This window comes from Streptomyces armeniacus (assembly GCF_003355155.1).
Lineage (GTDB): Bacteria > Actinomycetota > Actinomycetes > Streptomycetales > Streptomycetaceae > Streptomyces > Streptomyces armeniacus.
Genome location: NZ_CP031320.1, coordinates 7,730,266 through 7,755,954 on the forward strand (window position 1 = coordinate 7,730,266; position 25,689 = coordinate 7,755,954).

Below are 25,689 nucleotides of genomic sequence, written 5' to 3' on the forward strand. Positions count from 1 at the left end.
CACTGGCCCCGACCACCCACCAGCCGTGGCCGCCCCGGTCCGTCCTCGAACGCCGGACGGGGTTGGGGCGCGTCCGCTGTGGCGAGGTGGTCGCATGGTGAGACGGTCATTCTCAGGATGCGGGATCGTCGTTAGCGTGGCCGCATGTCCGACAACACGCAGGGCGCCGTATACACGCACGGCCATCACGACTCCGTGCTCCGCTCGCACCGTTGGCGTACCGCCGCGAATTCCGCCGCGTATCTGCTGCCCGAGCTGCGTGCCGGGCAGGCCGTGCTGGACGTGGGGTGCGGGCCCGGGTCCGTGACCGTGGATCTCGGGCGGGCGGTCGCGCCCGGCGGGCAGGTCACCGGCGTGGACGCCGCCGAGGCGGTCCTCGGCCAGGCCCGCGCCCTCGCGGCCGAACGCGGGCTGGACAACGTCCGGTTCGCCCCCGCCGACGTGCACGCGCTCGGCTTTCCCGACGGCTCCTTCGATGTCGTCCACGCGCATCAGCTGCTGCAGCACGTCGGCGACCCGGTGGGCGCACTGCGCGAGATGCGCCGGGTGTGCGCGCCGGGCGGGGTCGTGGCCGTACGGGACTCGGACTACGCCGGGATGACCTGGTACCCGCGGATCCCCGCCCTGGACGACTGGCTCGACCTCTACGAGCGCGTCGCCCGCGGCAACGGCGGCGAGCCCGACGCGGGCCGCCGACTGCACGTGTGGGCGCGCCGCGCCGGCTTCGCGCCGGAGGACGTCACCGCGACGTCCAGCACCTGGTGCTTCAACTCCCCCAAGGACCGCGCCTGGTGGAGCGGCCTGTGGGCGGAGCGTACGGTCGCGTCCGGTTACGCGCGGCTCGCCGTGGCGGGCGGTCACGCCACCGAGGCCGAGCTGCACCGGATCGCGGACGGCTGGCGGGAGTGGGGCGCGGACGGCGACGGCTGGTTCTCCGTCCTGCACGGCGAGATCCTCTGCCGGGTGGGGGCGTAACAAGAGCGTGCGCGGGCGCTCGACGTACTCGGCGGCGGTCGGGGCGGTTCAGCCCGCGGCGTCGGAGCCCACCAGATGGGCGGAGACGACCATGCCCAGCCGGGCCGGCTCGCCCTTCTTCGCCGGGGAGGCGTCGGCGACCAGCCGGAGCTGGGGGTCGTCGGTGGCGCCGTACACACGCTTGTCGGGGTAGCGGACCTGGGCGTAGCGCTCGATCCGGTCCACCTCGAAGTGGGCCGTACGGCCGTCCGCCCGGTGTACGTCGATCCGCGCGCCGGGGCGCAGGCCCTCCAGCCGGGCGAGGGCGGCCGCGGTCTGCTTGCCGCCGCCCTTCGCGTCCTTGTCGCCCTTCGCGTCCTTCTTGTCCTTCTCGTCCTCGTCCTTCGCGGCCTTGCGGGCGGTGCCGTCCAGGCGGCCGACGAGCAGTGCCGGGCCGCGTTCGCCCGGCGCGGGGCCACTGCGGGACCAGGCGACCTGCGTGGCGCGGGCCTTGGGAGGTACGGGCGGGCCGCCGTCGGCGGCGGTGTCGGCGGTGAACACGGCGGCGTCGGTGCCCGTACGGGCGATCCGCAGCCGTTCGGGAGCGGAACGCGGCAGGGCGGGGGCCGCGCGGTCGCCGTCCGTACGGATGCCGTTCCCGGCATCCGGGGGCGGTTCCGCACCGGAACGGGCGTCGGCGGCGGAGGTGCCCGCCGCGTCCGTACTGGCGTCGCTCCCGTCGTCGGACGCCAGCTGGCCGAGCACGACGGTGAGCAGGACGGCGGCGACTGCCGTCGCCGCCTCCAGCCGCCGGCCCAGCGTGGCGCGCCGCTCGTGCCGCGTGGTCACGGCTCGCCCCCGTCCGCCGTCGTGGCGCGGCGGTCGCCAGAACGGTCGCGGCGCACGGTGAGGACGTAGCCGGCGAGCCCGGCGGTGGCCAGTCCGCCTCCTATGGCGAGCGCGGCGTTGCCGACGCCGCCTCTGCCGTCGCGGGCAGCCGCGGCGCCCTGCTCGTCCTCCCCCTGGTCCGCGGAGTCCCGCAGGGGTGTCGCCGGGCGGTCGTCGGGGCGGACGCCGCCGGTGTGGGCGAAGGAGGCGGTGAGGGACTCGGTGGCGCTGCAGTTGGCAGTGACGACGTAGCGCTGGCCCGGCCGCAGACCGGACTTGACGACGGCGCGCGCCACGGCGTGCGCACCCGAGGGACGCGCCTCGGAGGGACGCGCCCCGGAGGGATTCGCCTCAGAGGGACGCGCTTCAGAGGGACGCGAATCAGACGGACGCGCCGCGGCGGAACGCGCTTCGGAGGGACGCGCCTCCGAGCCGTGTGCACCACGGTCGGGGACCGGGCCCGAGAGCGAGCCCGTCGTCGTCCCGGCGGCCGGGCGAAGCTTCGCCGCGGACGTGAAGGCGGGCGAGTAGACGGTGCCGCCGCGGCCGTCGCTCTCGCAGTCGGCGCGGATGTCCACGGGCGTGCCGGCCGCCGCCGACGCGGGGTCGAGCCGCAGCCCTTCGCCGGGCGCGGTGCCGTCGCCCGCGGGCAGCGCCGGGGCGGCGGGGCCGAACACGAGTGCCGCGGTCGCGGCGGCCAGGGAGCAGGCGCGGAGCGTGCCCGCACGCGTGGTCGGAGTCATGCGTCCATGCGATCAGCACATTCCGGTCACCGCACGCGCAACGCCGCCCATCGGGTGGCCGGTTGCGCCACCCGTTGCCCGTACGACCCGAACGGCCCGCAGCGTCGCGTACGCCCTGTACGGCTGCCGGTGGCCGTACAGGGCGTACGAGTGCGCCCTGCGCGGCGGCCGTACGGGCACACGCCCTACAGGCACACCCGTACGGCCGCCGCGCCACCCGTACAGGGCGCGCCGCTACTTCGTCTCCAGGTCGCGCCGCCGGAAGCCCGCCAGCCCCAGCGCCACCAGCGCCGCGGCCAGCGCGGTGAGGATCAGCACCGGTGTCCAGCGCATCGACTCCGCGGGCAGCGCCGGGACGTGCCCGAAGGGGGAGATGTTGTTCATCCAGCCCGGGAAGTCCAGGATCTTGCCGAGGTAGCCGACGACGAACGCGTATACGGGCAGCACCCACGACGCCACCGTCGCCCGCGGCAGCCAGCCGAAGAGCACCGCCGCGACGCCGACCGTCACCCACAGCGCGGGCGCGTACGCGAGCGGCGCGACCAGCAGGTCGAGGAAGAACCCGGCGTCGCCCGTGGCCGCCGCGCCCGCCGCCCCGAAGCCGAGCCCGGCCAGGGCCAGCACCACGACGCCGCCGAGCATCGCGACGGTCAGGTGCGCGCCCGCCCAGCGGCTCCGGGACAGGCCGGTGGCCAGCAGCGGTTCGGCGCGCCCCGAGGTCTCCTCGGACTGCGGGCGGAGCGCCGCCATCACCGCGTACACGGCGGCGACGACCGCGAGCACGATCATCACGGTGGACGCGAACGACTCGGCGACGTTAGCGCCGCCGACCTTCTGTACGGCCTCCCTGAGCTCCTTGACGTCCTCGATCATGTCCTCGGCGTCGCCGAGGATCGAGCCGTACATCACGCTCAGGAGCAGCAGCCCGGCGCCGAATCCGGCGAGCATGCCGCGGTGGAGCCGTACGGCGAGGCCCAGCGGACGGGCCAGCGCGTCGGATGCCACCGGGCTGCCCAGCCGGGTCGCGCGCAGGCCGGCGCCGACGTCGCGGCGGGTGCTCAGCCGGTACGCCACCGCCGTCGTCGCGGCGGCCAGGGCCAGCGCGAGGAGCAGCGGCCACCAGCGGTCGTCGACGTACACGTACGTGCGCTGCGCCCAGCCGATCGGGGACAGCCAGCTCAGTGCGCCGTTGCCGACGTCGCCGGAGGCGCGCAGCGCGTACGCCGCCCCGATCACGGCGAGCGCCATGCCGGACGCGCCCCGCGAGAACTGGCTGATCTGCACGGTGATCCCGGCGACCGCCGCGAAGACGAGGCCGACGGCGGCGTGCGCGGCGCCGTACAGCAGCGAACCGCCCCAGGTGACGTCCTCCGTACCGGAGGCGCCGAGGCCGACGGCGATGAGCAGCGCCAGTACGGCGTTGGCGACCGCCGCCGTCCCCAGGGCGGCCGTCAGGTGCGCGTGCCGCCCGACGACGGCGGCGCGTACGAGTTCGGCGCGGCCGGTCTCCTCCTCCGTACGGGTGTGCCGGGTGACCGTCAGGACGCTCATCAGGCCGACCATGATGAGGACGAAGCCCAGCATCTGGTGGCCCAGCATGGCGCCGTAGTTGTAGTCGTCCAGGTAGCGGGCGGGGCCCGTCATGGCGAGGCCGGCCGGGCTGTCCATCGTCTCGCCGACGGACTTCCGGTCGGCGGGCTCCGGGTACTGCGACGTGAAGCTCGACAGGGTGCCGACCGTGCCGAGGAAGAGGGCGCCGATCCAGACGGGCAGCCGTACGCGGTCGCGCCGCAGGTTGAACCGCAGCAGCGTGCCCGTACCGGTGAGCGCGTGGCGCTCGCGTGCCTCCGCGCGCGCGGGCGGCGATTTGCGGGCGGCGGCGGTGGCGGTCATCGCCCGCCTCCGGAGGACTTGCGGGTGTCCGTGGCCGCCGGGCCGTCGCCGTCGCCGCTGTCACTGCCGCTGCCACTTCCCGGGGAGCTGTTTTCGCTCCCTGGGGAGCCGTTTCCGGCGCCGACGACGTCGCCCTGGTCGTCCACGGCCACGCCGTTCGCGTCGAGGGCGTCGCCGTAGTGGCGCAGCATCAGCTCCTCCAGCGTCGGCGGGTGGCTGACCAGGCTGCGGACGCCGCTGTCGAGGAGGGTGCGCACCGCGCGGTCCAGCTGCGGTCCGTCGACGGCGAAGTGCACGCGGCCGTCCGTACGGCGCACGTTGTGCACCCCTTCGAGCTCGTCGAGGCCGGTGACGGGGCGCTCGGTCTCGGCCTCGATGGTCGTACGGGTCAGGTGCCGCAGCTCGGTCAGCGTCCCGGACTGCACGACCCGGCCGAGCCGTACGATGCTCACCCGGTCGCACAGCTTCTCGACCTGGGCCAGGATGTGGCTGGACAGCAGCACCGTCTTCCCCGCGGCCTTGGCCTGCTGGATGACGTCCTGGAAGACGACCTCCATCAGCGGGTCGAGCCCGGCGGTGGGCTCGTCGAGGAGCAGCAGTTCGGCGTCCGAGGCGAGCGCGGCGACGATGGCGACCTTCTGCCGGTTGCCCTTGGAGTAGGTGCGGCCCTTCTTGGTCGGGTCCAGGTCGAAGCGCTCGAGCAGCTCGGCACGGCGTCCCTGGTCGAGGCCGCCGCGCAGCCGGGCGAGCAGGTCGATGGCCTCGCCGCCGGTGAGATTGGGCCAGAGCTCAACGTCGCCCGGCACGTACGCGAGCCGGCGGTGCAGCTCGACCGCGTCGTACCAGGGGTCGCCGCCGAGCACGCTCGCGGCGCCCGAGTCGGCGCGCAGCAGACCGAGCAGGACGCGCAGGGTGGTGGACTTTCCGGCGCCGTTGGGCCCGAGGAATCCGTGCACCTCGCCGGTCCCGACGCGCAGGTCGAGTCCGTCGAGCGCGCGGGTTCGGCCGAAGGACTTCGTCAGTCCGGATACCGAGATGGCAGTGGTGGCCTTGGTCATGAGGCCGAAGCTACGCTTCCTTCAGAAATTTGTGAAGTTAAGGAAGCGTTAGGATCATCCGGGTACGCGTGAACTGGGGAGATGCTGAAGTGGTGGGTGAACAGGACAGCCAGGGTCGGCGGACAGAGGACTACGACGACCGCGTCTCCCAGTTCGTCGAACGCTTCGCCGGAGACCTCACCGAGGCGGGCATGCAGCGCATGGCCGCCCGCGTGTTCGCGTGCCTCCTCGCCTCCGAGCGCGGCGCGCTGAGCTCCGCCGAGCTCTCCGAACGGCTCCAGTGCAGCCCGGCCGCCGTCTCCGGCGCCGTCCGCTACCTTTCGCAGGTGCACATGATCAGCCGGGAGCGGGAACCCGGCTCACGCCGCGAGAGCTACCGGCTGCACCAGGACATCTGGTACGAGACGTTCACCAATCGCGACGCCCTCCTCAGCCGCTGGACGGCCACACTGCGCTCGGGCGCCGAGTCCCTCGGCACGGACACTCCCGCGGGACGGCGCGTGCAGGAGACCACCGAGTTCTTCGACTACCTCAAGGACGAGCTCGGCAGCCTGCTGGAACGCTGGCGCAAAGACCACGAGGACGGGCCCTACCCGTCCCGGGACTGAGCCCGGCCGTACGCCCCGCCCCGCCCGGCCGGCCCCTTATACACATCTGCCGCTGCCGCCGCAGGCGTAGCGGAAGCCGGGAACGGGCTGTGACGACGGTGCATTTCGTGCCGTCGATGCTTCAGCTGTTCCTGGAGGAGTCGACTGTCGCCCGGTGCACGGGTCTGCGGCGTGTGCTGTGCAGTGGTGAGGCACTGTCCGCCCCGCTGGCCGCTCGCTGTCATGCGGTGCTGTCTGCTGAGCTGCACAACCTCTACGGCCCGACCGAGGCGTCCGTCGACGTCACAGCGGCAGAGGTGCGTCCGGGGGCGGAGGTGGTGCCGATCGGCCGCCCTGTGTGGAACACGCGTCTGTACGTTCTCGACGCAGGTCTGCGTCCCGTACCGCCGGGCGTGGCGGGGGAGCTGTATCTCGCGGGTGTGCAGCTCGCGCGCGGCTATCTCGAGCGACCCGGGCTGACCGCCGAGCGTTTCGTCGCCGACCCCTTCGGCGGCCCGGGTGAGCGGATGTACCGCACCGGCGACCTGGCCCGCTGGAGGGCAGAGGGAACGGTCGAGTATCTGGGCCGTAGCGACGACCAGGTGAAGGTCCGTGGCTTCCGTGTCGAGCCCGGCGAGATCGAAGCCGTCCTCGCCCGCCACGCCACAGTCGCCCACACCACCGTCGTCGCCCGCGACGGGCGCCTCGTCGCCTACGTCGTCCCCGCCGACCCGGACCGTACGCCCGACAGCGCGGCCCTCCGTACGCATGTGGCCGCTTCCCTGCCCGAGCACATGGTCCCGGCCGCCTGCGTCACCCTCGACGCGCTCCCCCTCACCCCCAACGGCAAGCTCGACCGCGCTTCTCTCCCCGCCCCCGACTTCGCGGCGGAGACCGGCAGCGCCCTCCCGCGAACGCCGCGCGAGGAGATCTTCTGCGGCCTGTTCGCGGACCTCCTCGGGCTCGAACGGGTCGGCGCCGACGACGACTTCTTCGCCCTGGGCGGGGACAGCATCGTCGCGATGCAGTTCGTCGCCCGCGTGCGCGCGGCCGGGCTGGCCGTCAGCCCGCGCGACGTCTTCCGGTACAAGACGGCCGCCGCGCTCGCCGCCGTCGCGGGCGAACTGGACGGCACCGGCGGCGATCACGCGTCCGCCGCCCTCTTCACGCCCACCGACGACGAGCGTGCCGAACTGGCCGCCCTCGGCGCCACCGAGGTGCTGCCGCTGTCGCCCCTCCAGGCGGGCCTGCTGTTCCACGCCTCGTTCGACTCGGGCGCGGACGGCCCGGACGTGTACACGGTGCAGGTGGCGTACGACCTCGACGGCCCGGTGGACGCCGTACGGCTGCGCCGCGCCGGGCAGGCGCTGCTGGAGCGGCACGGCAACCTGCGGGCCGGGTTCCGCTATCTGGCCTCCGGCCGACCCGTCGCCCTGGTTCCGCGTACGGTGGCGCTGCCCTGGCGCGAACTCGACCTCAGCGAGCCGGACGCCGACGCCGCCGCCGCCGACGATGCCGCCGCCCACTCCGTGCGCGAGGAGCGCTGGGAACGCTGCCTCGCGCAGGAGCGGCGCCGGTTCGACCCGGCGGAGCCGCCGCTGCTGCGGTTGGCGCTGGTGCGGTTCGGCCCGTCCCGGCACCGGCTGGTGCTGTCGCACCAGCACCTGCTGCTCGACGGCTGGTCGGTGCCCCGGCTGATGCGCGAACTGTCCGGGCTGTACGCGGGGGAGCGGCTGCCCGCGCCGCCGCCGTACCGCGACTACCTCGCCTGGCTGGCCCGCCAGGACCAGGAGTCCTCGGCCGCCGCCTGGGCGAAGGCGCTGGACGGCCTGGAGGAGCCCGTACACCTGGTCTCCGCCGACCCCAACCGGGCGCCGGCGGTGCCCACCACGCTGACCACACGGCTGACACCGGAGCTGACGGGCGCGCTGACGGCGTTCGCCCGCTCGCGCGGACTCACCCTCAACACCCTGGTGCAGGCGGCCTGGAGCGTCGTGCTGTCCCGGCTCACCGGGCGGCATGACGTGGTCTTCGGGGCGACGGTGTCCGGTCGGCCGCCGGAGCTGGACGGGGTGGAGTCGATGATCGGCCTGTTCATCAACACCGTTCCCGTACGGGTCCGCGTCGACGAACGGGAGCCGCTGGCGGCCTTCCTCGACCGCCTCCAGGAGCAGCAGTCGCAGCTGCTGGCGCACCAGCACCTCGGGCTGGCGGACATCCAGCGGAGAGCCGGACTGGGCGAACTCTTCGACACGCTCGTGGTGTTCGAGTCGTACCCAGACGCGCCCGACGCCCCAGACGCCCCAGACGCGCCCGACGCCCTCAACCCACCCGAAGACTCGGGCGACCGCCTGCGCGCCTCCGTACGGGACCACCTCGACTCGACGCACTACCCGTTCACCTGGGCCGTCGAGCCCGAGGAGCGCCTGCGGCTGACGGCCGAGTACCGCACCGACCTGTTCGACCGCGCCACCGCGGAGCGGACCACGGCCGCCATGGTCCGGCTGTTCGAGGCGATGGCCGCCGACCCCGTACAGCCCGTGGGCCGTGTCGACATCCTCACCCCCGAGGACCGCCGTACGGTCCTCGAGACCTGGAACGACACCGCGCTGCCCGTCGCCCCCGGCGCGCCCGCGACCGTACCGGCGCTGTACGAGGCGCAGGCGGCCGAAACCCCGGACGCGGTGGCCGTGGTCGCGGGCGAGGTCACCTGGACCTTCGCCGAGCTGAACGCGCGCGCCAACCAACTCGCCCGCGTCCTCGCCGACTACGGCGCCGGGCCGGAGAGCGTCGTCGCCCTGGCACTGCCGCGTACGGCGGACTTCGTGCTCGCGATGCTCGCCGTGCTGAAGTCGGGCGCGGCGTATCTGCCCGTCGACCCGGACCTGCCCGCCGATCGCGTACGGGCCATGCTCGACGACGCGCGGCCCCGGCTCGCCGTCACCACGCAGGCCCTCGCCGGCGCGCTCCCGGACCGGGACGACGTGCCGCGGCTGCCGCTGGACGCGCCCGGCACTGCCGCGCGCCTCGCCGCCCAGTCCGCGCACGACCTGGCCGAAGGCCCGGACCCGCGGCACCCGGCGTACGTCATCTACACCTCCGGCTCCACCGGCCGCCCCAAGGGCGTCGTGGTCTGCCACGCCGGCGTGGCCAACCTGTTCCGCAGCCACCGCCGCGGCCTGCACGACCCCGCGAAGGCCCGGACGGGCCGCCGGCACCTGCGTGTCGGGCACGCCTGGTCGTTCTCGTTCGACGCGTCCTGGCAGCCGCAGCTGTGGCTGCTCGACGGGCACGCGCTGTACATCCTGGACGACGACACCCGCCGCGACCCCGAGCTGGCCGCCGCGGCCATCAGGGCGCACGAGCTGGACTTCATCGAGGTCACGCCGTCCTTCCTGGCCCGCATGGCGGACACCGGGCTGCTCGCGGACGGCGCCTGCCCGCTCGCCGCGGTCGGCGTCGGCGGCGAGGCCGTCCCCGACTCGCTGTGGAGCGAACTGGCCGCCCTGCGCGGCACGGACGCGTACAACCTCTACGGCCCCACCGAGGCCACCGTCGACGCCCTCGCCGCCCGCGTCGGCGACAGCGACCGGCCGCTGGTCGGCCGCCCCGTCGGCAACGCACGCGCGTACGTGCTGGACGCCGCACTGCGGCCCGTACTGCCGGGCGTCACCGGCGAGTTGTACGTGGCGGGCGCGGGCCTCGCCCGCGGCTACCTCGACCGGCCCGGACTGACCGCGGAGCGGTTCGTCGCCGACCCGTACGGCGCGCCGGGGGAGCGCATGTACCGTACGGGCGACCTGGCGCGCTGGACCGGGGACGGGCGGATCGACCTGCGCGGGCGCACCGACGACCAGGTCAAGATCCGCGGCTTCCGGGTCGAACTGGCCGAGATCGAGGCCGTCTTGGACCGGCACCCGTCGGTCGGACAGGTCGTGGTGGTCGCCCGCGAGGACCGGCCGCGGGTGAAGCAGCTGGCGGCGTACGTCGTCCCGGCGGACGGGGCCACGGACGAAGGCACGGCGGACCCCGCCGCCCTGCGCGCGTACGCCGCGTCCGCGCTGCCCGACTACATGGTCCCGGCCGCCGTCGTCGTCCTGGACGGGCTGCCGCTGCTGTCCAACGGCAAGCTCGACCGCAAGGCGCTGCCCGCACCCGAGTTCACCCTCGCCGCCGGCCGCGCGCCCGCGAACGACACCGAGCGGAGGCTGTGCGCGCTCTTCGCCGAGGTGCTGGGCCTGCCCGAAACCGGTGCCGAGGACGACTTCTTCGCGCTCGGCGGCGACAGCATCGTCGCCATGCAGTTCGTCAGCCGGGCCCGCGCGGCCGGGCTGCGGGTGACGCCGCGCCAGGTGTTCCAGCAGCGTACGGTCGCCGCGCTGGCCGCCGTCGCCACCGCGCTCGACCCGGACGCCGCCGCCCCCGCGCACGACGACGGCACGGGCACGGTGCCGCTCACGCCGATCATGCACGCGCTGCGCGAACTCGGCGGGCCGGTCGCCGGATACCACCAGGCCGCGTTCGTACAGACACCCGCGGAGCTGGACGAGACGGGCCTCCGCGCCGTACTCCAGGCCGTCACGGACCGGCACGACCTGCTCCGGGCCCGCCTGGACCGCAGCCCGCCGGGCCCCGACGATGCGACCACGGCCACCGCCACGGCCACCGCCGCCGCCGAGCAGTGGTCCCTCCACGTGCCCGCGCCCGGCACGCCGGACGCCGCGTCCTGGCTCGTACGGGTCGACGCGGCGGACGCCGACGACGCCCGGCTGTGGGAGACCGTCGCCGCACACGCCCGCGAGGCGCAGCGCGGCCTCGACCCGGACGCCGGGCGCATGGTGCGCGGCGTGTGGTTCGACCGGGGCCGCGACCGGCCAGGACGGCTGCTGCTCCTGATCCACCACCTCGTCGTCGACGGCGTGTCCTGGCGCGTGCTGCTGCCCGACCTCGCCGCCGCCTGGCGGGACGTCGCCGCCGGGCGTACGCCCGCGCTCGCCCCCGTCGGCCTGTCGTTCCGACGCTGGTCGACGCTGCTCGCCGAACGCGCCGCCGAACCGGCCGTCGAGGACGAACTGCCGCTGTGGACCGCGATGCTGGCCGACGCCGACCCGCTGCCCCTGACGCGCCCCCTCGACCCGCGGCGTGATGTCACGGCCACCTCGCGGCACGTGTCGCTGACCCTCCCCGCCGACCGTACGGCGCCGCTGCTCAGCCGGGTGCCCGCCGCGTACGGCGCGACCGTCAACGACGTGCTGCTGACCGCCCTCGCCCTGGCCGTCGCCGACTGGCGCACCCGCCAGGAGCCGTCCCGCGGCGGCCGTTCGGTGCTGGTGGACCTCGAAGGCCACGGCCGCGAGGAGGAGTTGGCGGGCAACGCGGACCTGTCCCGTACGGTCGGCTGGTTCACCAGCGTCGTCCCCGTACGGCTGGACCCCGGGCCGCTGGACCTGGCCGACGCGTTCGCGGGCGGGCCCGCCCTGGACGAGGCGCTGGACCGCGTACGGGAACGGCTCGCGGCCCTGCCCCACGCGGGCGTCGGCCACGGCCTGCTGCGCCACCTGAACCCGGCGGCCGGTCCCGGACTGGCCCGGCTGGGCACGCCCCAGATCGAGTTCAACTACATGGGCCGCTTCGGCGTCCCCGAGGCCACCGACTGGTCGTACGCCCCCGAGGCCGACGCCGCCGACCTCGAGGCCGACCCGGACATGCCCCTGTCCCACGCCCTCACCGTCAACGCCCTGACCGAGGACCACCCCGGCGGCCCCGAACTCTCCGCCCACTGGACCTTCGCGCCCGGAGCGCTGCCGGAGGAGGCCGTACGGGACCTGGCCGACACCTGGTTCCGCGCGCTCGGCGCACTCGTCGACCGGGCCGGAGCCGTACGCGCCGCCGGCCGCCCGGCCGGCCGCCGGGCCGGTGACCCGTCCCACCGAGATGACCCGTCCCACCGAGAGAACACGAGGAAGCACGCATGACGAACCCGTTCGAGAACCCCGAGGGCAGCTACTCCGTGCTCGTCAACGACGAGGGCCAGCACAGCCTGTGGCCCGACTTCGCCGACGTCCCCGCGGGCTGGACCCCCGTACACGGGCCCGGCCCGCGCCAGGACTGCCTCGACTACATCGAGGCCCACTGGACCGACCTGCGGCCCCGGAGCCTGGCCGGCGGCCGGCCGGGTCCGTCCGCCGGCTGAGGGCGGGCCTCCGCTACTGCGGAGTACGGGATTCCGGATGTCCCCCTCCAGGGGGGTGAACTACGGGGACGGCGGACGTACGGTGGGAGCACAGCCTGTCCGTGGCGTGACATCCCAGGTCGAAGGGGATGGTCTCGATGTACGACGCGATCGGAATCGAGGTCCGGCCCACCGCCTCCGGCGACTGCCGGGTGACCGTGGCGGGAGAGCTCGACGTGTGCAGCGCGCCTGCCGTACGCACCGCTCTCCGCGATGCCGTCAGCAGACACGACAGGGTCGAGGTCGACTGCGCGGGCCTCCGCTTCTGCGACTGCGCGGGGCTCAGCGCGCTGCAGTCCGCCGCCCACGCGGCCCGGACCGCCGGCACCGAACTGCGGCTGTACGCGGTCCCGCAGGCGCTCGCGCGGCTGCTGCGGCACTTCCGCATCGAGGGCGTGTCGGTCGCCGGACAGCCACCGCCCGGCGCGCGTCCCGACGTGCCGCCCAGCCGCCGTACACGCGACCCGACGGCGACGCCCGCGACCGCCCTGCTGCGGTAGCGGCCCCGCGGCCGCCCCCGCGGCTGTCAGCCCGCCGCCCCCGATGTCGTGTGCCCGCCCGTTTGACGGAAACCCCTACGGTGCCGGCGGCACCGCCGCCGGCCGGTCCTGGTTCCGACCCGGGAAGGGCAGGCGTCACGGTTGTCTGTGCCGGATGTGGTGTACGTCGTGCTGGGCTGTGGCGCGCTGGCGGCCGCCGTCCTGCCGCGAGTGGTCTCCGGGCGGCCGCTGTCGCTGCCGCTGGTGTTCCTGCTCGGCGGCCTGCTGGTGTACCTCCTGAACGTGCCACTCCCCGAGGTCGACCCGGTGGAACAGCGGGTCTGGGTACTGCACACCACGGAGCTGTGCGTCATCGTCTCGCTGATGGGCGCCGGCCTGGCGATCAACCGCCCCTTCGGGCGGCGGACCTGGTCCTCCACCGGCCGCCTGCTCGGCATCGCCCTGCCGCTGACCGTTGCCGCCACCGCCGTCTCCGCCTGGCTGCTGCTCGGCTGGCCGCCGGCCGCGGCGCTGCTGCTGGCGGCCGTACTGGCGCCGACCGACCCCGTGCTCGCCGCCGAGGTACGGGTCGGGGAGCCCACGGACTCCGCGCACGACGAGGACGAGGTCCGCTTCTCCCTCACCAGCGAGGCCGGCCTGAACGACGGGCTGGCCTTCCCCGTCGTCTACGCGGCCCTCGCACTCGCCGCGGCGGCCGGCGGCGGCTGGTCCGCGTCCTGGATCGGCGAGTGGGCGCTGGTCGACCTGGCGTACAAGTCCGGCATCGGCGTGGTGGTGGGCCTGCTGGTCGGCCGCCTGCTGGGGCGGATGTTCTTCCGCTCCCGGTGGCCGGCGCTGCGGCTGTCCGAGTACCGGGAGGGGTTCGTCGCGCTCGGCGCGACCTTCCTCTCGTACGGGGCCGCGGAGCTGCTGCACGGCTACGGCTTCCTGGCCGTCTTCGCCACCGCCTGCAGCATCCGGGCCGCCGAGCGCTCGCACGGCTACCACCTCGTGCTGCACGAGTTCATCGAGCAGGTCGAGCGGCTGTTCACGGCATCCCTGCTGTTCCTCCTGGGCGGCTACGTCGCGCTCGGCGGCCTGTCGGAGCTCACCTGGCAGGGCGCCGCTGTCGGGCTGCTCCTGCTGCTGGTGATCAGGCCGGCCGCCGGCTGGGCCGCCCTGCCGGGCAGCCCGGGCGGACCACGTGAGCGCGTCGCGACCGCCGTCTTCGGCATCCGCGGCATCGCCTCGCTGTTCTACGTCGCCTACGCGCTGAGCCAGGACGACTTCTCCGGGCTCGGCCCGGAGCTCTGGGCCGTGGTCACCTTCACCGTGCTGAGCTCCGTCGTCCTGCACGGCATCGCGGCCTCCCCGGTGATCAGCCGCCTCGACTGGCTGCGCCAACGGCGCGCCCGCCGCGCGGGGCGCACCCGCCCCGACCCGGGGGACGGCGGCGCGCCGGACGAACGCCTCTGAGGGGCGGGGCGCGGCGCCGGAGGCGCCCTGCGCCGGTCCCACGGCGCCCCGGACCGCACCGCGTACGGGGGCACCGGCCTGTCAGCGGGGGCCGTACGCGCCCTGCGCGCCCAGGTCGCGGCGGTGCCGGAACTGGCCGCGCGGGTGGAGCTGCGCGCGCAGCAAGCGCACGACACGACGGGCCTGCCGGAGGGCTGGTTCGACACAGTCGTGCTCAACTCCGTCGCCCAGTACTTCCCGGGCCCCGGCTACCTCACGGACGTGCTCCGCGCCGTCTCCGGACTACGAGAGAGGTTTCCCTAAGAGACCGCACCGGCACCTCTGGTGGTAACCCCGTATGTCTCCTGCCCTCCCCCGCCCGGACCAAGGCCCGGGCTCCCGCTACACCGCCCGCGCGACGACCACACGCCGCCGCCCGCCAACTGTCGTACGGCGGAGGGACGTCGCCGCGCTGGCCAGTCGCCTCACCCCTCGCGATACGTGGCTCGCGGCTATGGTCCACGAGCACCGTGTCCTGACCACCCCTCAGATCGGCCGCATCGCGTTCGGGGCGTCCCGCACCGCGCAAAACCGCCTGCGCGCTCTGCACCGCATGGCCGTCCTCGACTCCTTCCGCCCGCTCGTCCAGACCGGCTCCGCACCGGAGCACTACACGCTGGGGCCGGCCGGCGCAGCCCTGCTCGCCGCCCACGCCGGAGTGGAGACCGCAGCGCTGGGCTGGCGCCCCACCCACACCGGACGCATTGCCTACTCCCCCTGGCTCGGCCACGACCTCGGCGTCAACGACCTCCTCACCCGCCTCACCGCACGGGGCCGCGACGCCCCGCACGCCGGACTGCCGTTGTGGCTCTCCGAGAACTCCTGCGCCCGACGCTGGGGCGACATCGTCCGGCCCGACGCCTACGCCCACTGGAGCGACCACGGCGCGCTGCTCCCGTTCTTCCTCGAGTACGACACCGGCAGCCAACCCCTCGCCCGCGTCGACGCGAAACTGCCCGCCTACGCCGCCTTCACCGCCGCCACCCACGCCCGCCCCGCACTCCTCATCCACACCCGTACCGCCTCCCGCGAAGCCGCCCTACGGCGTCGCCTCACAGAGACCGCGCGCCAACTCGCCCTGCCCGTGGCGACCGCCTCGGCCGACTTCACCACCACCAGCCCATGGGGCAACTGGTGGACCCCGCTGACCACCACCACACCCCGACTCACCCTGGCCGAACTCGCCGCCCACTGGCCCGACCTGAGCCCCGCCCCTGGGCTGGAACCCACCGACGCCGACACCCCGCTCACGCTCCCCGTGCCCCCGCTCGCACCACCCGCACAGGGACGGGTGTGAGCACGTTCGCCAGGATCGGCACCGGCCTCGGCTGCTCGCTCGTCGCGCTCACCCTCTTGTCCGCCGTGCTCGCCACCGGCCTGCCGCCCGACCTCACCTCCACCGCAGGCGGTACGGAAGCGCCCAGCCGCCACGCCCGCAAGGACATCCCCGGCCCCTACCTCGCGCTCTACCGACGCGCCGAACCCGAGTGCCCCGGCCTGTCCTGGACGGTCCTGGCCGCCATCGGAAAGGTCGAGACCGACCACGGCCGACACCCCACCATGCGCTCCCCGGCAGGCGCACTCGGACCGATGCAGTTCCTCCCGTCCACCTTCCGCGAGTACGCCCACCCCGTCCCGCCCGGCGGCAAAAAACCCGCCACTCCCTGGGACCCCGTCGACGCGGTGTTCGCCGCCGCACGGCTGCTGTGCGCGAACGGCGCGAAGCACGGAAAGAACCTCGAACGCGCCATCTGGCACTACAACCACGCCGACTGGTACGTCCGCAAAGTCCTGCGCATCGCCGACTCCTACACCACTACCCAACCCGCCTCCGGCGCGGCCGAGACCGCCCTCGCCTTCGCCCGCTCCCAACTCGGCACCCGCTACGTATGGGGCGGCAACGGCGCGAAGGACGGCGGCTTCGACTGCTCGGGCCTGACCAAGGCCGCCTACCAGGCAGCCGGAATCAATCTCCCGCGGACCGCGGAAGCGCAGTACGACGCCACGGTCGAAGTCCCGCGCGGGCAGCCCCTCAAGCCCGGCGACCTCCTCTTCTACGGCCGCCCCGGCAACCTCCACCACGTCGGCCTCTACGCCGGGAAGGGCCGGATGATCCACGCACCCCGCCCCGGCACCCGCATCCGCTACGAGGCCCACCGCTACCGGGGCCACGACTTCTACGCCGCCACCCGCCCCACCGCCCGGAGCCACCGGTGAACCCTCCGGCAGCCGAGATCGAAAAGCTGCTGCACCGCCTGACCATCCTGCTGTGCGCCGTCGGTGTCCTCGCCCTGACCTTCACCGCGGTCAACGTGACCCTCTTCGCCTCAAGTCGAGACGTGCCCCTGCCGATCGCAGTCCTGCTCGATCCGATGCTCGCCCTCACCCTGACCGCCGTCCTGTACGCGGACTCCCGGCTCGCCGCCTGGGGCCTGCGCCCGCCCACCTGGTCCACAGCACTGCGCTGGTGGGCCGGCGCCACCGCCGCCGTCATGAACACCTGGGCCTCACTCTGGCCGGACGGCCACATCGGCTGGCCCCACCAAGCCGACCCCGCAGCCGTACTCCTCCACCTCGCCCCCTGCCTCCTCCTCGTCGGCCTCGCCGAAGCGATCGCCGCCTACCGCAGACTCCTCACCGAGACACGCAACCCCAACCCACAGCCCGTAACCGCACCCCGCCCGGAACCACCCCCACGATCTGTCGAACCACCACTGCACCCCGCACCTCACACCGCACCCGGAGGCGACCTCACCCGCGACGACGAACTACTCCTCCGCGCCCACGCCCTCGACGCCGCCGTACGCACGCGCACCGGACACCCCGTCAGCATCCGAGAGCTACGACGCCAACTGCACCTCGGACAGGACCGCGCCCGAGCACTGCGCACCCGACTCGACGCGGCGCTCCCCGACGACGCCACCGCACCCGACCCGCACCCGGAAACCTCTCTTGACCAGGGACGATAGCCGCTTGACATCACGCCGCGATCGAGCGTCCATGGTCGTCGGCGAACCGGGAACCACCGCGATGCGCACGCGCCCCGCCACGCCACCCGCGCCCGCCCCGTACGGGCGGCGCACCCCGGCCGGGGACCCCACCACGACCCAACACGATCCGCAGTGAGGTTCCCCCATGACAACCACCGAACACCGCACCCGACCGCACCCCGACCCCGTACCCGACGCACTCACCGGCACCCGCGCCAAGATCTTCGAAGCGCTCACCGCACACCCCGGCAGCACCACCGCCGACCTCGCCCAGACCGCGGCGGTCGGCCGTTCCACCGCGGGCAAGGCGCTGACGGCCCTTGAAGATCAGGGCTTGGCGGTACGCGAACCCGGCGACCGCACCCCCGGACACCGCACCCCGGACCGGTGGCGCCCCGCCCCGCACACCGCACCCGACACCCCGCACCCGGCCAACGAAGCGAACAACGCAGCCCCGGGGCAGGAAGACAACGCAACTCCAGCATCAGCAACCAACGACGAGCACGCCGACACCACCGAGAGCCACACCACGCCCCAAGGCGACGACGCACCGGCGGCCCGGGGCAACGATGAGAACCCCGACGGTCCGACGCATCCCGACCAGGACCCGAACCACGGCGAGTCCACGTCGGCAGCTACGGAAGCGCAAGAGGATGGCTCAGTGGAAACGCCGGGAGCATCACCAACGGCGGCACCATCCGGCACGGAAGACGAAGCACCCTCAGAGGCACACCGCACGACGGGCCACCCTGTCGCCCCGACACCAGTGGCGAAGCCAGGCAGGCTCCAGCCAGGCGCACTCCGGGAGATGGTCGTCGCTCATCTGCAGGCCAATCCCGACACCGCGTACACCGCCACCGGCATCAGCCGCATCATCGACCGAAGCTCCGGCGCCATCGCCAACGCCCTGGTGAAACTCACCGCCCAGGGCACCACCCGCCAGGTGAGCGACGCACCCCGCCGCTACCAGTACACAGCACGCGGTCCCCAGGAGAACTGACCACAACTGGTGAGGGGGTTGCCCGGCACACTGTGCCGGGCAACCCCCTCACCACGTCGAACGTGAGCAAGTCATGCCGCCGGTGGAACGACCCCCGCGACCGCGTCCGGCCAACCTATGCGTATACCGTTGATGACTGACCGTAGACCAAGTCCGAGGGGATGAACCGTGGGGGACGGCAAGGAAGTACTGGATATATCCACCAAGGATCTGAAGTCGGCTGCGCCGACGTTCCGGACCCAGAGCGGTGAACTGCTCAAAGCCGCCACGACGTTGGGGGCGAAGCTCGATGCGCTGGGGCAGCCGTGGGGCGGGGAGGAGCAGGTCAAGGAGTTCGCCGAGAAGTACACGGCGCAGCGTTCGTCCATCGAGAGCGCGGTGTCGGTTCTTGTTCAGGGGCTGGCGAGTATTCACGCGGCGATGGCGGATATGTCCGATGGGCACGTGGACAACGAGGACGCGATCCGAGGCATGTTCAACAGGCAGGAGACGCCGGACTGGCTGCCGTCTCAGCGGGAGTGGCATCCGCCGATGGCGGCGCCGCAGGCGCAGGCGCCTGGTCCGTCTGAGGGTTCTGGTCCGACCGGCTGATGGGGGCGTTCGAGGAGGCCAAGGAATGGCTGATCGAATCGTTCGGGATGTGGTGGCCGGACGCGGATGAGGGCAAGTGCCGTCAGGCCGCGGACGCGTGGCGGGAGTTCGCCGGGTCGGTCGGTGAAGTGCGCCGTGCGACGGACGGCAAGGCGAGCGCGCTCATCCACAACAACAAGGGTGAGGCGATCGACGCCTTCGAGGTCTTCTGGCACCGCTACTACCACAAGGAAGCGGGCTGGCTCTGGGACCTGGAGAAGGCAGCGCGTGCGATGGGCAAGGCGCTGGATGAGTTCGCGGACGCGGTCGAGAAGGCCAAGCACGACATCGACGTGCAGATCTCGATCAACGCGGCGGTGATCGCGGCGGGTATCACGGCGGCGTTCTTCACCGCGGGGCTGGCCAGCGGGGCGGCGGCGACCGCGGCTGTGGCAGTCACGGAGGCCGCGACGGCGTGCGGGGTGGCGCTGTCCGCGACGGCGGCGAGCATCGTCGGTGGGGCCCTGACCGGTGTGGTCTTCGGCGGTGTGGAGTCGGTGGTGCTGAACCTCGCGGTGGCGCAGCCGATGCAGATCCAGGCCGGTCTCCAGGACGGCTACAGCCTGGACCAGGCCAGCAAGGCGACGCGGGACGGAATGGCCTACGGCGGCGTGTTCGGCGGCGCTTTCGGGCCGTTCCTGAAGAACCAGCCGTTCAACGGTGTGCGGCTGCCGCAGAAGTTCTCTCTCCGTCCCAACGGGGGCGCGGATCTGGCGGCGGGTTCGCGTCCGCCGAAGGGTGTGCGGGCGGACCTGGACCCGATCGATGTGGCCACGGGCACGATGCTGCTGCCGCAGACGGATGTGGAACTGCCGGGCGCCCTGCCGCTGGTCTTCGAGCGCACGCACCTCTCCTCTGTACGGGTGGGGGGCTGGTTCGGGCCGAGTTGGGCCTCCACCGTGGACGAGCGGGTCCAGATCGATGCCGAGGGTGTGGTGTTCGCGGCAGCGGACGGGATGCGGCTGGTCTACCCGGTGCCCACCCCCGGCGAGCCGACGCTGCCGGTCGCCGGCCCTCGGTGGCCGCTTTGGTGGGACGGGAAACCGGACGGGGCACTGACGATCACCGATCCGGCCGACGGCACGACCCGCACGTTCGCCGATCCGGTGCCCGCCGCCGACGGGGTCCTGGACCTGCCGCTGGCCTGGAGGGAGGACCGTAACGGCACGCGGATCGACATCGACCGCAACGAGGCAGGCGCGCCGGTCGCCATCCGGCACTCCGGCGGCTACCACCTCGCGGTGGAGACCGAAGGCCCCCGCGTCACCGCACTCCGCCTCCTGCACGAGCCCCCGCCCCCGTACGACCCCGCACAGCCATGGCGCGAACCGCCGGGCACGCTGCTCGCCCGCTACGGCTACGACACAGCAGGCCACCTCAGCGAGGTCGTCAACTCCAGCGGCAACCCGCTGCGCTTCACCTACGACGCCGAGGGCCGCATCACCTCCTGGACCGACCGCAACGACACCTCCTACGGCTACATCTACGACACCCAGGGCCGCGTCGTCCGTACCGAGGGCAGCGGCGGCTTCCTGACCGGCACCCTCGCCTACGACGACGACGCGCGGCGCGTCACCGTCACCAACTCCCTCGGCCACACGCGCGTCTACGAGCACGACGACAGCTTCCAGATCACCGCCGAGACCGACGAGCTGGGCCACACCACCCGCACCACCTGGAACGCCACCGGCACCCAGCCCACCTCGGTCACCGACCCCCTGGGCCGCACCACCCACTACACCCACGACGACACCGACCACCCCACCCAGGTCACCCTCCCCGACGGCTCCACCGCCCACGCCACCTACAACGCGCTGGGCCTGCCCCTGGAAGTCACCGAACCGGGCGGCGCCCACTGGTCCCACGCCTGGGACGAACGCGGCAACCTCCTGACCACCACGGACCCATCCGGCGCCGAGACGACCTACGCGTACGACACCTCAGGCCACCTGGCCACCGTCACCAACGCGTTGGGCCGCACCCGCCGCATCGCGTGCGACCCGGCGGGCCTGCCCGTCGCGGTCACCGACGAGCTGGGCCACACCACGACCGTCACCCGCGACCCGCTGGGCCGCATCACCGCCGTCACCGACCCCTGCGGCAACGTGACGACGATGGGCTGGACCCCGGAGGGCAAACCCGCCTGGCGCGAACTGCCCGACGGCGCCCGCGAATCCTGGACCTGGGACGCGGAAGGCAACCCGCTCACCCACACCGACCCGGCCGGCAACACCACGACGTCCGAGTACGGCCCGTTCGACCGGCCCACCCGGCGCAAGGACCCGGACGGCAGCGAGTTCGCCTTCGCCTACGACGCCGAACTCCGTCTGACCCAGGTCACCAACCCGCACGGCCTCACCTGGGACTACACCTACGACCCGGCCGGACGCCTCACCACCGAGACCGACTTCAACGGCCACACCCTCACCTACGCCCATGACCCGGCCGGGCAGCTGCTGAGCCGCACCAACGGCACAGACCAGACGCTGACATACGCCCACGACGCCCTCGGACGAGTCACCAGCTCCCGCACGGAGACAGGCGACGAGATCGCCTACGCCTACGACGCAGCCGGGCATCTCCAGCGCGCCGTCGGCCCGGAGTCCGACCTGACGTGGGAACGCGACGCGCTGGGCCGCGTCCTGACGGAAACGGCCGACGGCCACCGGGTACTGCGCTACGAACGCGACCCGCTGGGGCGCGTGATCCGGCGGACCACACCCGCCGGCGTCACCTCCGGCTGGACGTACGACGAGGCAGGCCGCCCTGCGCGCCTCGCAGGTGACCACGGCGCCCTGGACTTCACATACGACGCCGCGGGCCGCGAAACCTCCCGCCACCTCAGCGACAACCTGACCCTGACCCAGACCTGGGACGCGGCCGGCCAGCTCAGCGCCCAGTCCCTCACCCACCACCCCGAAGGCGCCCGAACGCTCCTCCAGCACCGCGCCTACGCCTACCGGCCGGACGGGCACCTCACGGAGATCCGCGAACTCGCCACCGGCACCCGCCGCTTCGACCTCGACCCACAAGGCCGAATAAGCCGGGTCAGCGGCCACGCATGGCAGGAGTCGTACGCCTACGACACCCTGGGCAACCTCACGAGCACGGCCCGTCCGGGCGCTGCCGATGCCACGCACGAATTTGCGGGCACGCTCCTGCACCGCGCAGGCCGTACGACATACGAACACGACGAGGCGGGCCGCCTCACCGGCAAGACCCGAAAACTCCTCAACGGACAGACCCTCACCTGGACCTACGCGTACAACGCCCGCGACCAGCTCACCGACGCCACCACCCCAGACGGCGAACACTGGCACTACACCTACGACCCGCTCGGCCGCCGCACCAGCAAGCAGCACCTCTCCGAGACCACCACGGACACCTGCCGTACGACCTTCACCTGGGACGGCACACGCCTCGCCGAACAGACCACCCACGACGGACACGCCAGCACCTGGGACTACACCCCCGGCACGCACACCCCGCTCACGCAGACGGACCACCGCATCGCCGTGAGCGAGGCCGGGGCATCACCCCTCGCCCAATTCGCCCTGGCAGCGACGCCGGACGACGCCCCGACGTTCTACGCGGTCATCACCGACCACATCGGCACTCCCACCGAACTGGTCACCCCCGGCGGCCACATCGCCTGGCAACACCGCACCACCCTCTGGGGCACGCCGCTACCACATCAAGCCAAACTCTCCCCATCCGACGCCCACTGCCCGCTCCGCTTCCCCGGCCAGTACGCCGACCCCGAAACCGGCCTGCACTACAACTACTTCCGCTACTACGACCCCGAAACGGCCCGCTACCTCACCCCAGACCCCCTCGGCCTCACCCGGGCCTTCACGCCGTGCGAGGCCAGCAGTTCGGCGACGAAGCCGATCCGCCGCACGTTGGTGTCCCGGTCCTCGGCGGAGAAGCCCAGCCCGGCGGAGAGGAACGTGCGGATCTCGTCCCCGTCCAGTACCTCCACCCGGTGCCCCTGCCCCGCCAGCCGCCCGGCCAGCGCCCGCGCGATCGTCGTCTTGCCCGCACTGGGCAGACCCGTCAACCACACCGTCGCACCCCGCTCCAGGGCGGGAATCGCCGTATTCGTCGTCATTGCCTCGTCATCGTCCTCGTTCGGATCCGCCGGACCGTCCCGTGAGCAGTTCGGAGAACAGACTCTCCCACTGCGGGTGCACCTCGGCGGGAGCGTAGTCCTGTGCCGTCCTCAGCGCGGCCGTGCCCAGCTTCTCGCGCAGCTCACGGTCGCCCATGAGCCGGCTGAGGGCGCCGGCCAGCGCCTCGGTGTCCTCGGCCGGTACCAGAATCCCCTCCTGCCCGTCGGTCAGCACGTCGGACGGGCCGGTCGGGCAGTCGAAGCCGACCACCGGCAGCGCGTGCGCCATCGCCTCGATCATCACCATCGGCAGCCCCTCGAAGCGCGAGCTCAGCACGTACACGGACGCCTTGGCCAGCTCGTCGTCCAGGTGCGAGGTGTGCCCCATCAGGAAGACGTGGTTGTAGAGGTGCAGCTCCTCGATGAGGGCCCGCAGCTCCGCCTTGCGCTCCCCGACGCCGAAGATCCGCAGCTGCCAGTCGGGATGCCGTTCGATCACCTGGCGGAACGCCGGCAGCAGCAGGTCGAAGCCCTTCTGCGGAAAGAGCCGCCCGGCGGCGAGGACGACCTTCGAGTCGTAGTCCGCGGGCCGCTGCTCCAGCGAGTGCACGGCGTTCGGGATGCGGACGACGCGGGTCCGGGGCAGCAGGGCGGCGTACTCGGCGCGGTCGCGCTGGGTGAGGACGGCGACCGCGTCGAACTGCGGGTAGTGCTCCGCGATGGCCTTGCGCACGTCCGCGCGGTGCACGGAGAGGTTCATGTGCTCCTGGGCGACCCGTACCAGGCCGCGCGGCGCGTACCGCGCGGTGAGGATGTTCAGCGCGGGCCGCGTGCTGACCAGCACGTCGCCGGTGACTTCCCGCAGATAGCCGGCCACGACCTTCTCCACGTACCGGTTGAAGTAGCGGACGCCGAACTCGCCCGCCGGGACGTGCTCCGGCCGCGTCCGGGCGAGTATGGCGTCGCGCCTCGCGCCGAGCGCCGCCTTCCAGCCGCCCGACCGGGTGCCGGCCTCCGCCGTACGCTCGTCGATCAGTGCGGTCACCCGCACCCGCGGGTCGAGCGGGAAGCGGACCTCGTCGCGGTGCCGCAGCACGCTGACGATCTCGATGTCGTGGCCCGCGGCGACAAGGGAGTTGGCCTGGTTCATGACCGTACGGATCGTGCCGCCCGTGCCGAAAGCGTGCAGCAGGAGATAACGGATCCTCATCAGCCGACCCATTCCGGGCGTTCGATTTCCCAGGAGTGCGGTCCGATTTCACCGGGCACGCATTCGACCGAGAGATTGTCATTTACCGTGTAAAAGGGTCTGACCACGGTGGCGTCTTCGTCGCTCGTCACCGACTGGGCGGGATAGACCATGATTTTCTTCTTGCCCTTGATGTCGTCCAGGTGCCGCCCGGCGCGCAGCCGCAGCTCGCCGGGGCCGGGCCCGGAGGACAGGTGGAGGTCCCACGTCGCCGCGGGCAGCCCGTCCAGCGCGAGATCGTCGACCGGCAGGGAGGCGTCGAAGCGGACGCCGTCCAGGGGGGCGTCGTACCGCAGCTGCTCGCCCCCCTGGTTCCGTAGGACGAGCAGCAGCTGCCACACCCCGGTGCCAGCCGGGGTGTGGCCGTGCAGCTCGCCCACGAATCGGATGCGTCCGTCGCGCGGCCACACCTGCTGGATCTCCGCGTGTGGCTTCATTCGGTACGGGCGCCCGCCCGGTCACCGTCGTACCCCCAGGCGGCGCAGATCTCCCGGAGGTTGCGCGGGATCTCCGACGGGTCGGGCAGCTCGCGGCCCGGCTGGACGCTGCCGGAGCGGATCTTCTCGCGCCAGTCGCCGAGGCCGCGCTGCAGGTCCTTGCTCGGGCGCTTGCCGTATTCCAGCAGGTCAGGCTCCCATTCGAGGCCGAGGAAGGAGCAGATCCCCTTTATCGTGGCCTCCGGGTCGGCGGTGAGCTGCTCGTACCGCACGGTGTGTCCGGACAGTCCGCCGCGGGCCCGTTCGACCGCCTTCATGTAGCGCAGCGCGTCCTCGGTGGCGACGTCGAGGGGGCGCTTCTCCGGGTCGGACTCGTGCCAGGAGCGGGCGATGGAGGCGGGGTGGCGGAGCAGGAAGATGTACCGCGCGTCGGGCCAGCAGGCCGCGATGCGCTTCCAGACGAAGGCGTTGCTCGGGGTCTTGTCGACGATGAACTGCTTGCCGCTCTTGACGACTTCGCGGTGCATGACCCGGTCCCACAGCAGGTGCTCCAGATCGGAGGTGTCGAGCCCGAGCACCTCCATGGACCGTTTTGCCAGGGTTGTCTGGTAGCCCACCGTCAGGCGCCGCATGTGCAGTTCGTGCGGCGCGTGCAGCTGGGAGTGACCGTCGAGTAGTACACGAAGGAGTGTCGATCCCGAGCGCACCGGGGACATGATGAAGACCGGCTGCCGCAGGAGCCGGTCCAGTTCGGGGTTCTCGGTCGGCCGGAAGTCGGCGGGTTTGGGGCGCGCCGCTTTCTGCTGTACCGGCGGATCACCCTGCTTGGACACCCTCCGGAGTTCCATGCCGGTGGTCCTGCGCAGGGTCGAGTTCACGGTCCGTCGGAAGTTCATCGTTGAAGGCTAGGCACCAGGCAAAAA

General features: G+C 72.9%; 17 protein-coding genes and 4 pseudogenes. 13 read left to right on the forward strand and 8 right to left on the reverse strand.

What is annotated here, in order from left to right; genetic code table 11:
* The first annotated feature begins 144 nt into the window (after positions 1–144).
* Positions 145–975 carry a methyltransferase domain-containing protein gene (locus DVA86_RS33505; RefSeq protein WP_208883941.1) on the forward strand — a complete coding sequence of 277 codons (831 nt, stop codon included), beginning with the start codon at positions 145–147 and terminating at the stop codon, positions 973–975.
* Between the two features lie 48 nt (positions 976–1,023).
* On the opposite strand, the gene DVA86_RS33510 is transcribed toward DVA86_RS33505, so the two are convergent.
* The 4 genes from DVA86_RS33510 to DVA86_RS33525 form a co-directional block, all read right to left on the reverse strand.
* Entirely contained in the window at positions 1,024–1,803 is a 780-nt protein-coding gene (locus tag DVA86_RS33510; RefSeq protein WP_208883943.1) for a class F sortase, read from the reverse strand.
* A complete protein-coding gene (locus DVA86_RS33515; protein WP_208883945.1) occupies positions 1,800–2,585 on the reverse strand; it encodes a hypothetical protein in 786 nt (261 codons plus the stop codon). The genes DVA86_RS33510 and DVA86_RS33515 overlap by 4 nt, the downstream gene beginning before the upstream one ends.
* Before the next feature lie 234 nt (positions 2,586–2,819).
* Positions 2,820–4,478, reverse strand: coding sequence for an ABC transporter permease (locus DVA86_RS33520; RefSeq protein WP_208883947.1), 1,659 nt, complete (start codon positions 4,476–4,478; stop codon positions 2,820–2,822).
* On the reverse strand, positions 4,475–5,536 hold the full coding sequence (locus DVA86_RS33525) for an ABC transporter ATP-binding protein (protein ID WP_208883949.1): 1,062 nt from the start codon (positions 5,534–5,536) through the stop codon (positions 4,475–4,477). The genes DVA86_RS33520 and DVA86_RS33525 overlap by 4 nt, the downstream gene beginning before the upstream one ends.
* Before the next feature lie 92 nt (positions 5,537–5,628).
* Here DVA86_RS33525 and DVA86_RS33530 point away from each other — a divergent pair, with 92 nt between their 5' ends.
* The 12 genes and pseudogenes from DVA86_RS33530 to DVA86_RS33585 form a co-directional block, all read left to right on the forward strand.
* Positions 5,629–6,144, forward strand: coding sequence for a GbsR/MarR family transcriptional regulator (locus tag DVA86_RS33530; RefSeq protein ID WP_245997458.1), 516 nt, complete (start codon positions 5,629–5,631; stop codon positions 6,142–6,144).
* A gap of 77 nt (positions 6,145–6,221) precedes the next feature.
* Positions 6,222–11,996, forward strand: a pseudogene (locus tag DVA86_RS33535) (amino acid adenylation domain-containing protein); the annotation flags it as partial.
* 98 nt (positions 11,997–12,094) lie between these two features.
* Positions 12,095–12,316 (forward strand): MbtH family protein, encoded by a 222-nt coding sequence (locus DVA86_RS33540; protein ID WP_208883950.1) that lies wholly within the window; start codon positions 12,095–12,097, stop codon positions 12,314–12,316.
* Between the two features lie 137 nt (positions 12,317–12,453).
* Positions 12,454–12,855, forward strand: coding sequence for an STAS domain-containing protein (locus DVA86_RS33545; RefSeq protein ID WP_208883951.1), 402 nt, complete (start codon positions 12,454–12,456; stop codon positions 12,853–12,855).
* 141 nt (positions 12,856–12,996) lie between these two features.
* Positions 12,997–14,310: a cation:proton antiporter gene (locus DVA86_RS33550; RefSeq protein ID WP_208883953.1), complete on the forward strand. Its 1,314-nt coding sequence runs from the start codon at positions 12,997–12,999 to the stop codon at positions 14,308–14,310.
* 36 nt (positions 14,311–14,346) lie between these two features.
* A pseudogene (locus DVA86_RS33555) lies at positions 14,347–14,595 on the forward strand (hypothetical protein); the annotation flags it as partial.
* Between the two features lie 208 nt (positions 14,596–14,803).
* Entirely contained in the window at positions 14,804–15,646 is an 843-nt protein-coding gene (locus DVA86_RS33560; protein ID WP_342776401.1) for a replication-relaxation family protein, read from the forward strand.
* Positions 15,643–16,566, forward strand: coding sequence for a C40 family peptidase (locus DVA86_RS33565; RefSeq protein WP_208883958.1), 924 nt, complete (start codon positions 15,643–15,645; stop codon positions 16,564–16,566). Before DVA86_RS33560 ends, DVA86_RS33565 begins: the two co-directional genes overlap by 4 nt.
* Positions 16,563–17,318: a hypothetical protein gene (locus DVA86_RS33570; protein ID WP_245997459.1), complete on the forward strand. Its 756-nt coding sequence runs from the start codon at positions 16,563–16,565 to the stop codon at positions 17,316–17,318. Before DVA86_RS33565 ends, DVA86_RS33570 begins: the two co-directional genes overlap by 4 nt.
* A 166-nt stretch (positions 17,319–17,484) precedes the next feature.
* On the forward strand, positions 17,485–18,339 hold the full coding sequence (locus DVA86_RS33575; protein ID WP_208883959.1) for a hypothetical protein: 855 nt from the start codon (positions 17,485–17,487) through the stop codon (positions 18,337–18,339).
* Positions 18,340–18,507: 168 nt separating this feature from the next.
* Positions 18,508–18,930, forward strand: a complete 423-nt coding sequence (locus tag DVA86_RS33580) for a WXG100 family type VII secretion target (RefSeq protein ID WP_245997460.1) — start codon at positions 18,508–18,510, stop codon at positions 18,928–18,930.
* 47 nt (positions 18,931–18,977) lie between these two features.
* Positions 18,978–22,757, forward strand: a pseudogene (locus DVA86_RS33585) (DUF6531 domain-containing protein); the annotation flags it as partial.
* A 53-nt stretch (positions 22,758–22,810) separates the two neighbouring features.
* Here DVA86_RS33585 and DVA86_RS33590 read toward each other — a convergent pair.
* The 4 genes and pseudogenes from DVA86_RS33590 to DVA86_RS33605 form a co-directional block, all read right to left on the reverse strand.
* A pseudogene (locus DVA86_RS33590) lies at positions 22,811–23,080 on the reverse strand (adenylyl-sulfate kinase); the annotation flags it as partial.
* A gap of 7 nt (positions 23,081–23,087) precedes the next feature.
* Positions 23,088–24,302, reverse strand: a complete 1,215-nt coding sequence (locus tag DVA86_RS36200) for a glycosyltransferase family 4 protein (RefSeq protein ID WP_342776421.1) — start codon at positions 24,300–24,302, stop codon at positions 23,088–23,090.
* Complete coding sequence (locus DVA86_RS33600; protein WP_208883961.1) at positions 24,290–24,766, reverse strand: hypothetical protein; 477 nt, start codon at positions 24,764–24,766, stop codon at positions 24,290–24,292. The genes DVA86_RS36200 and DVA86_RS33600 overlap by 13 nt, the downstream gene beginning before the upstream one ends.
* Positions 24,763–25,662 (reverse strand): sulfotransferase family protein, encoded by a 900-nt coding sequence (locus DVA86_RS33605; RefSeq protein WP_208883962.1) that lies wholly within the window; start codon positions 25,660–25,662, stop codon positions 24,763–24,765. Before DVA86_RS33605 ends, DVA86_RS33600 begins: the two co-directional genes overlap by 4 nt.
* Between the last annotated feature and the right edge of the window lie 27 nt (positions 25,663–25,689).

Bases quoted from the DNA above. Each gene is read 5' to 3' on its own strand.
- DVA86_RS33505 (WP_208883941.1), top strand. From the start codon at position 145: ATGTCCGACAACACGCAGGGCGCCGTATACACGCACGGCCATCACGAC.
- DVA86_RS33515 (WP_208883945.1), bottom strand. From the start codon at position 2,585: ATGACTCCGACCACGCGTGCGGGCACGCTCCGCGCCTGCTCCCTGGCC.
- DVA86_RS33520 (WP_208883947.1), bottom strand. From the start codon at position 4,478: ATGACCGCCACCGCCGCCGCCCGCAAATCGCCGCCCGCGCGCGCGGAG.
- DVA86_RS33525 (WP_208883949.1), bottom strand. From the start codon at position 5,536: ATGACCAAGGCCACCACTGCCATCTCGGTATCCGGACTGACGAAGTCC.
- DVA86_RS33540 (WP_208883950.1), top strand. From the start codon at position 12,095: ATGACGAACCCGTTCGAGAACCCCGAGGGCAGCTACTCCGTGCTCGTC.
- DVA86_RS33545 (WP_208883951.1), top strand. From the start codon at position 12,454: ATGTACGACGCGATCGGAATCGAGGTCCGGCCCACCGCCTCCGGCGAC.
- DVA86_RS33560 (WP_342776401.1), top strand. From the start codon at position 14,804: ATGGTCCACGAGCACCGTGTCCTGACCACCCCTCAGATCGGCCGCATC.
- DVA86_RS33575 (WP_208883959.1), top strand. From the start codon at position 17,485: ATGACAACCACCGAACACCGCACCCGACCGCACCCCGACCCCGTACCC.
- DVA86_RS36200 (WP_342776421.1), bottom strand. From the start codon at position 24,302: ATGGGTCGGCTGATGAGGATCCGTTATCTCCTGCTGCACGCTTTCGGC.
- DVA86_RS33600 (WP_208883961.1), bottom strand. From the start codon at position 24,766: ATGAAGCCACACGCGGAGATCCAGCAGGTGTGGCCGCGCGACGGACGC.
- DVA86_RS33605 (WP_208883962.1), bottom strand. From the start codon at position 25,662: ATGAACTTCCGACGGACCGTGAACTCGACCCTGCGCAGGACCACCGGC.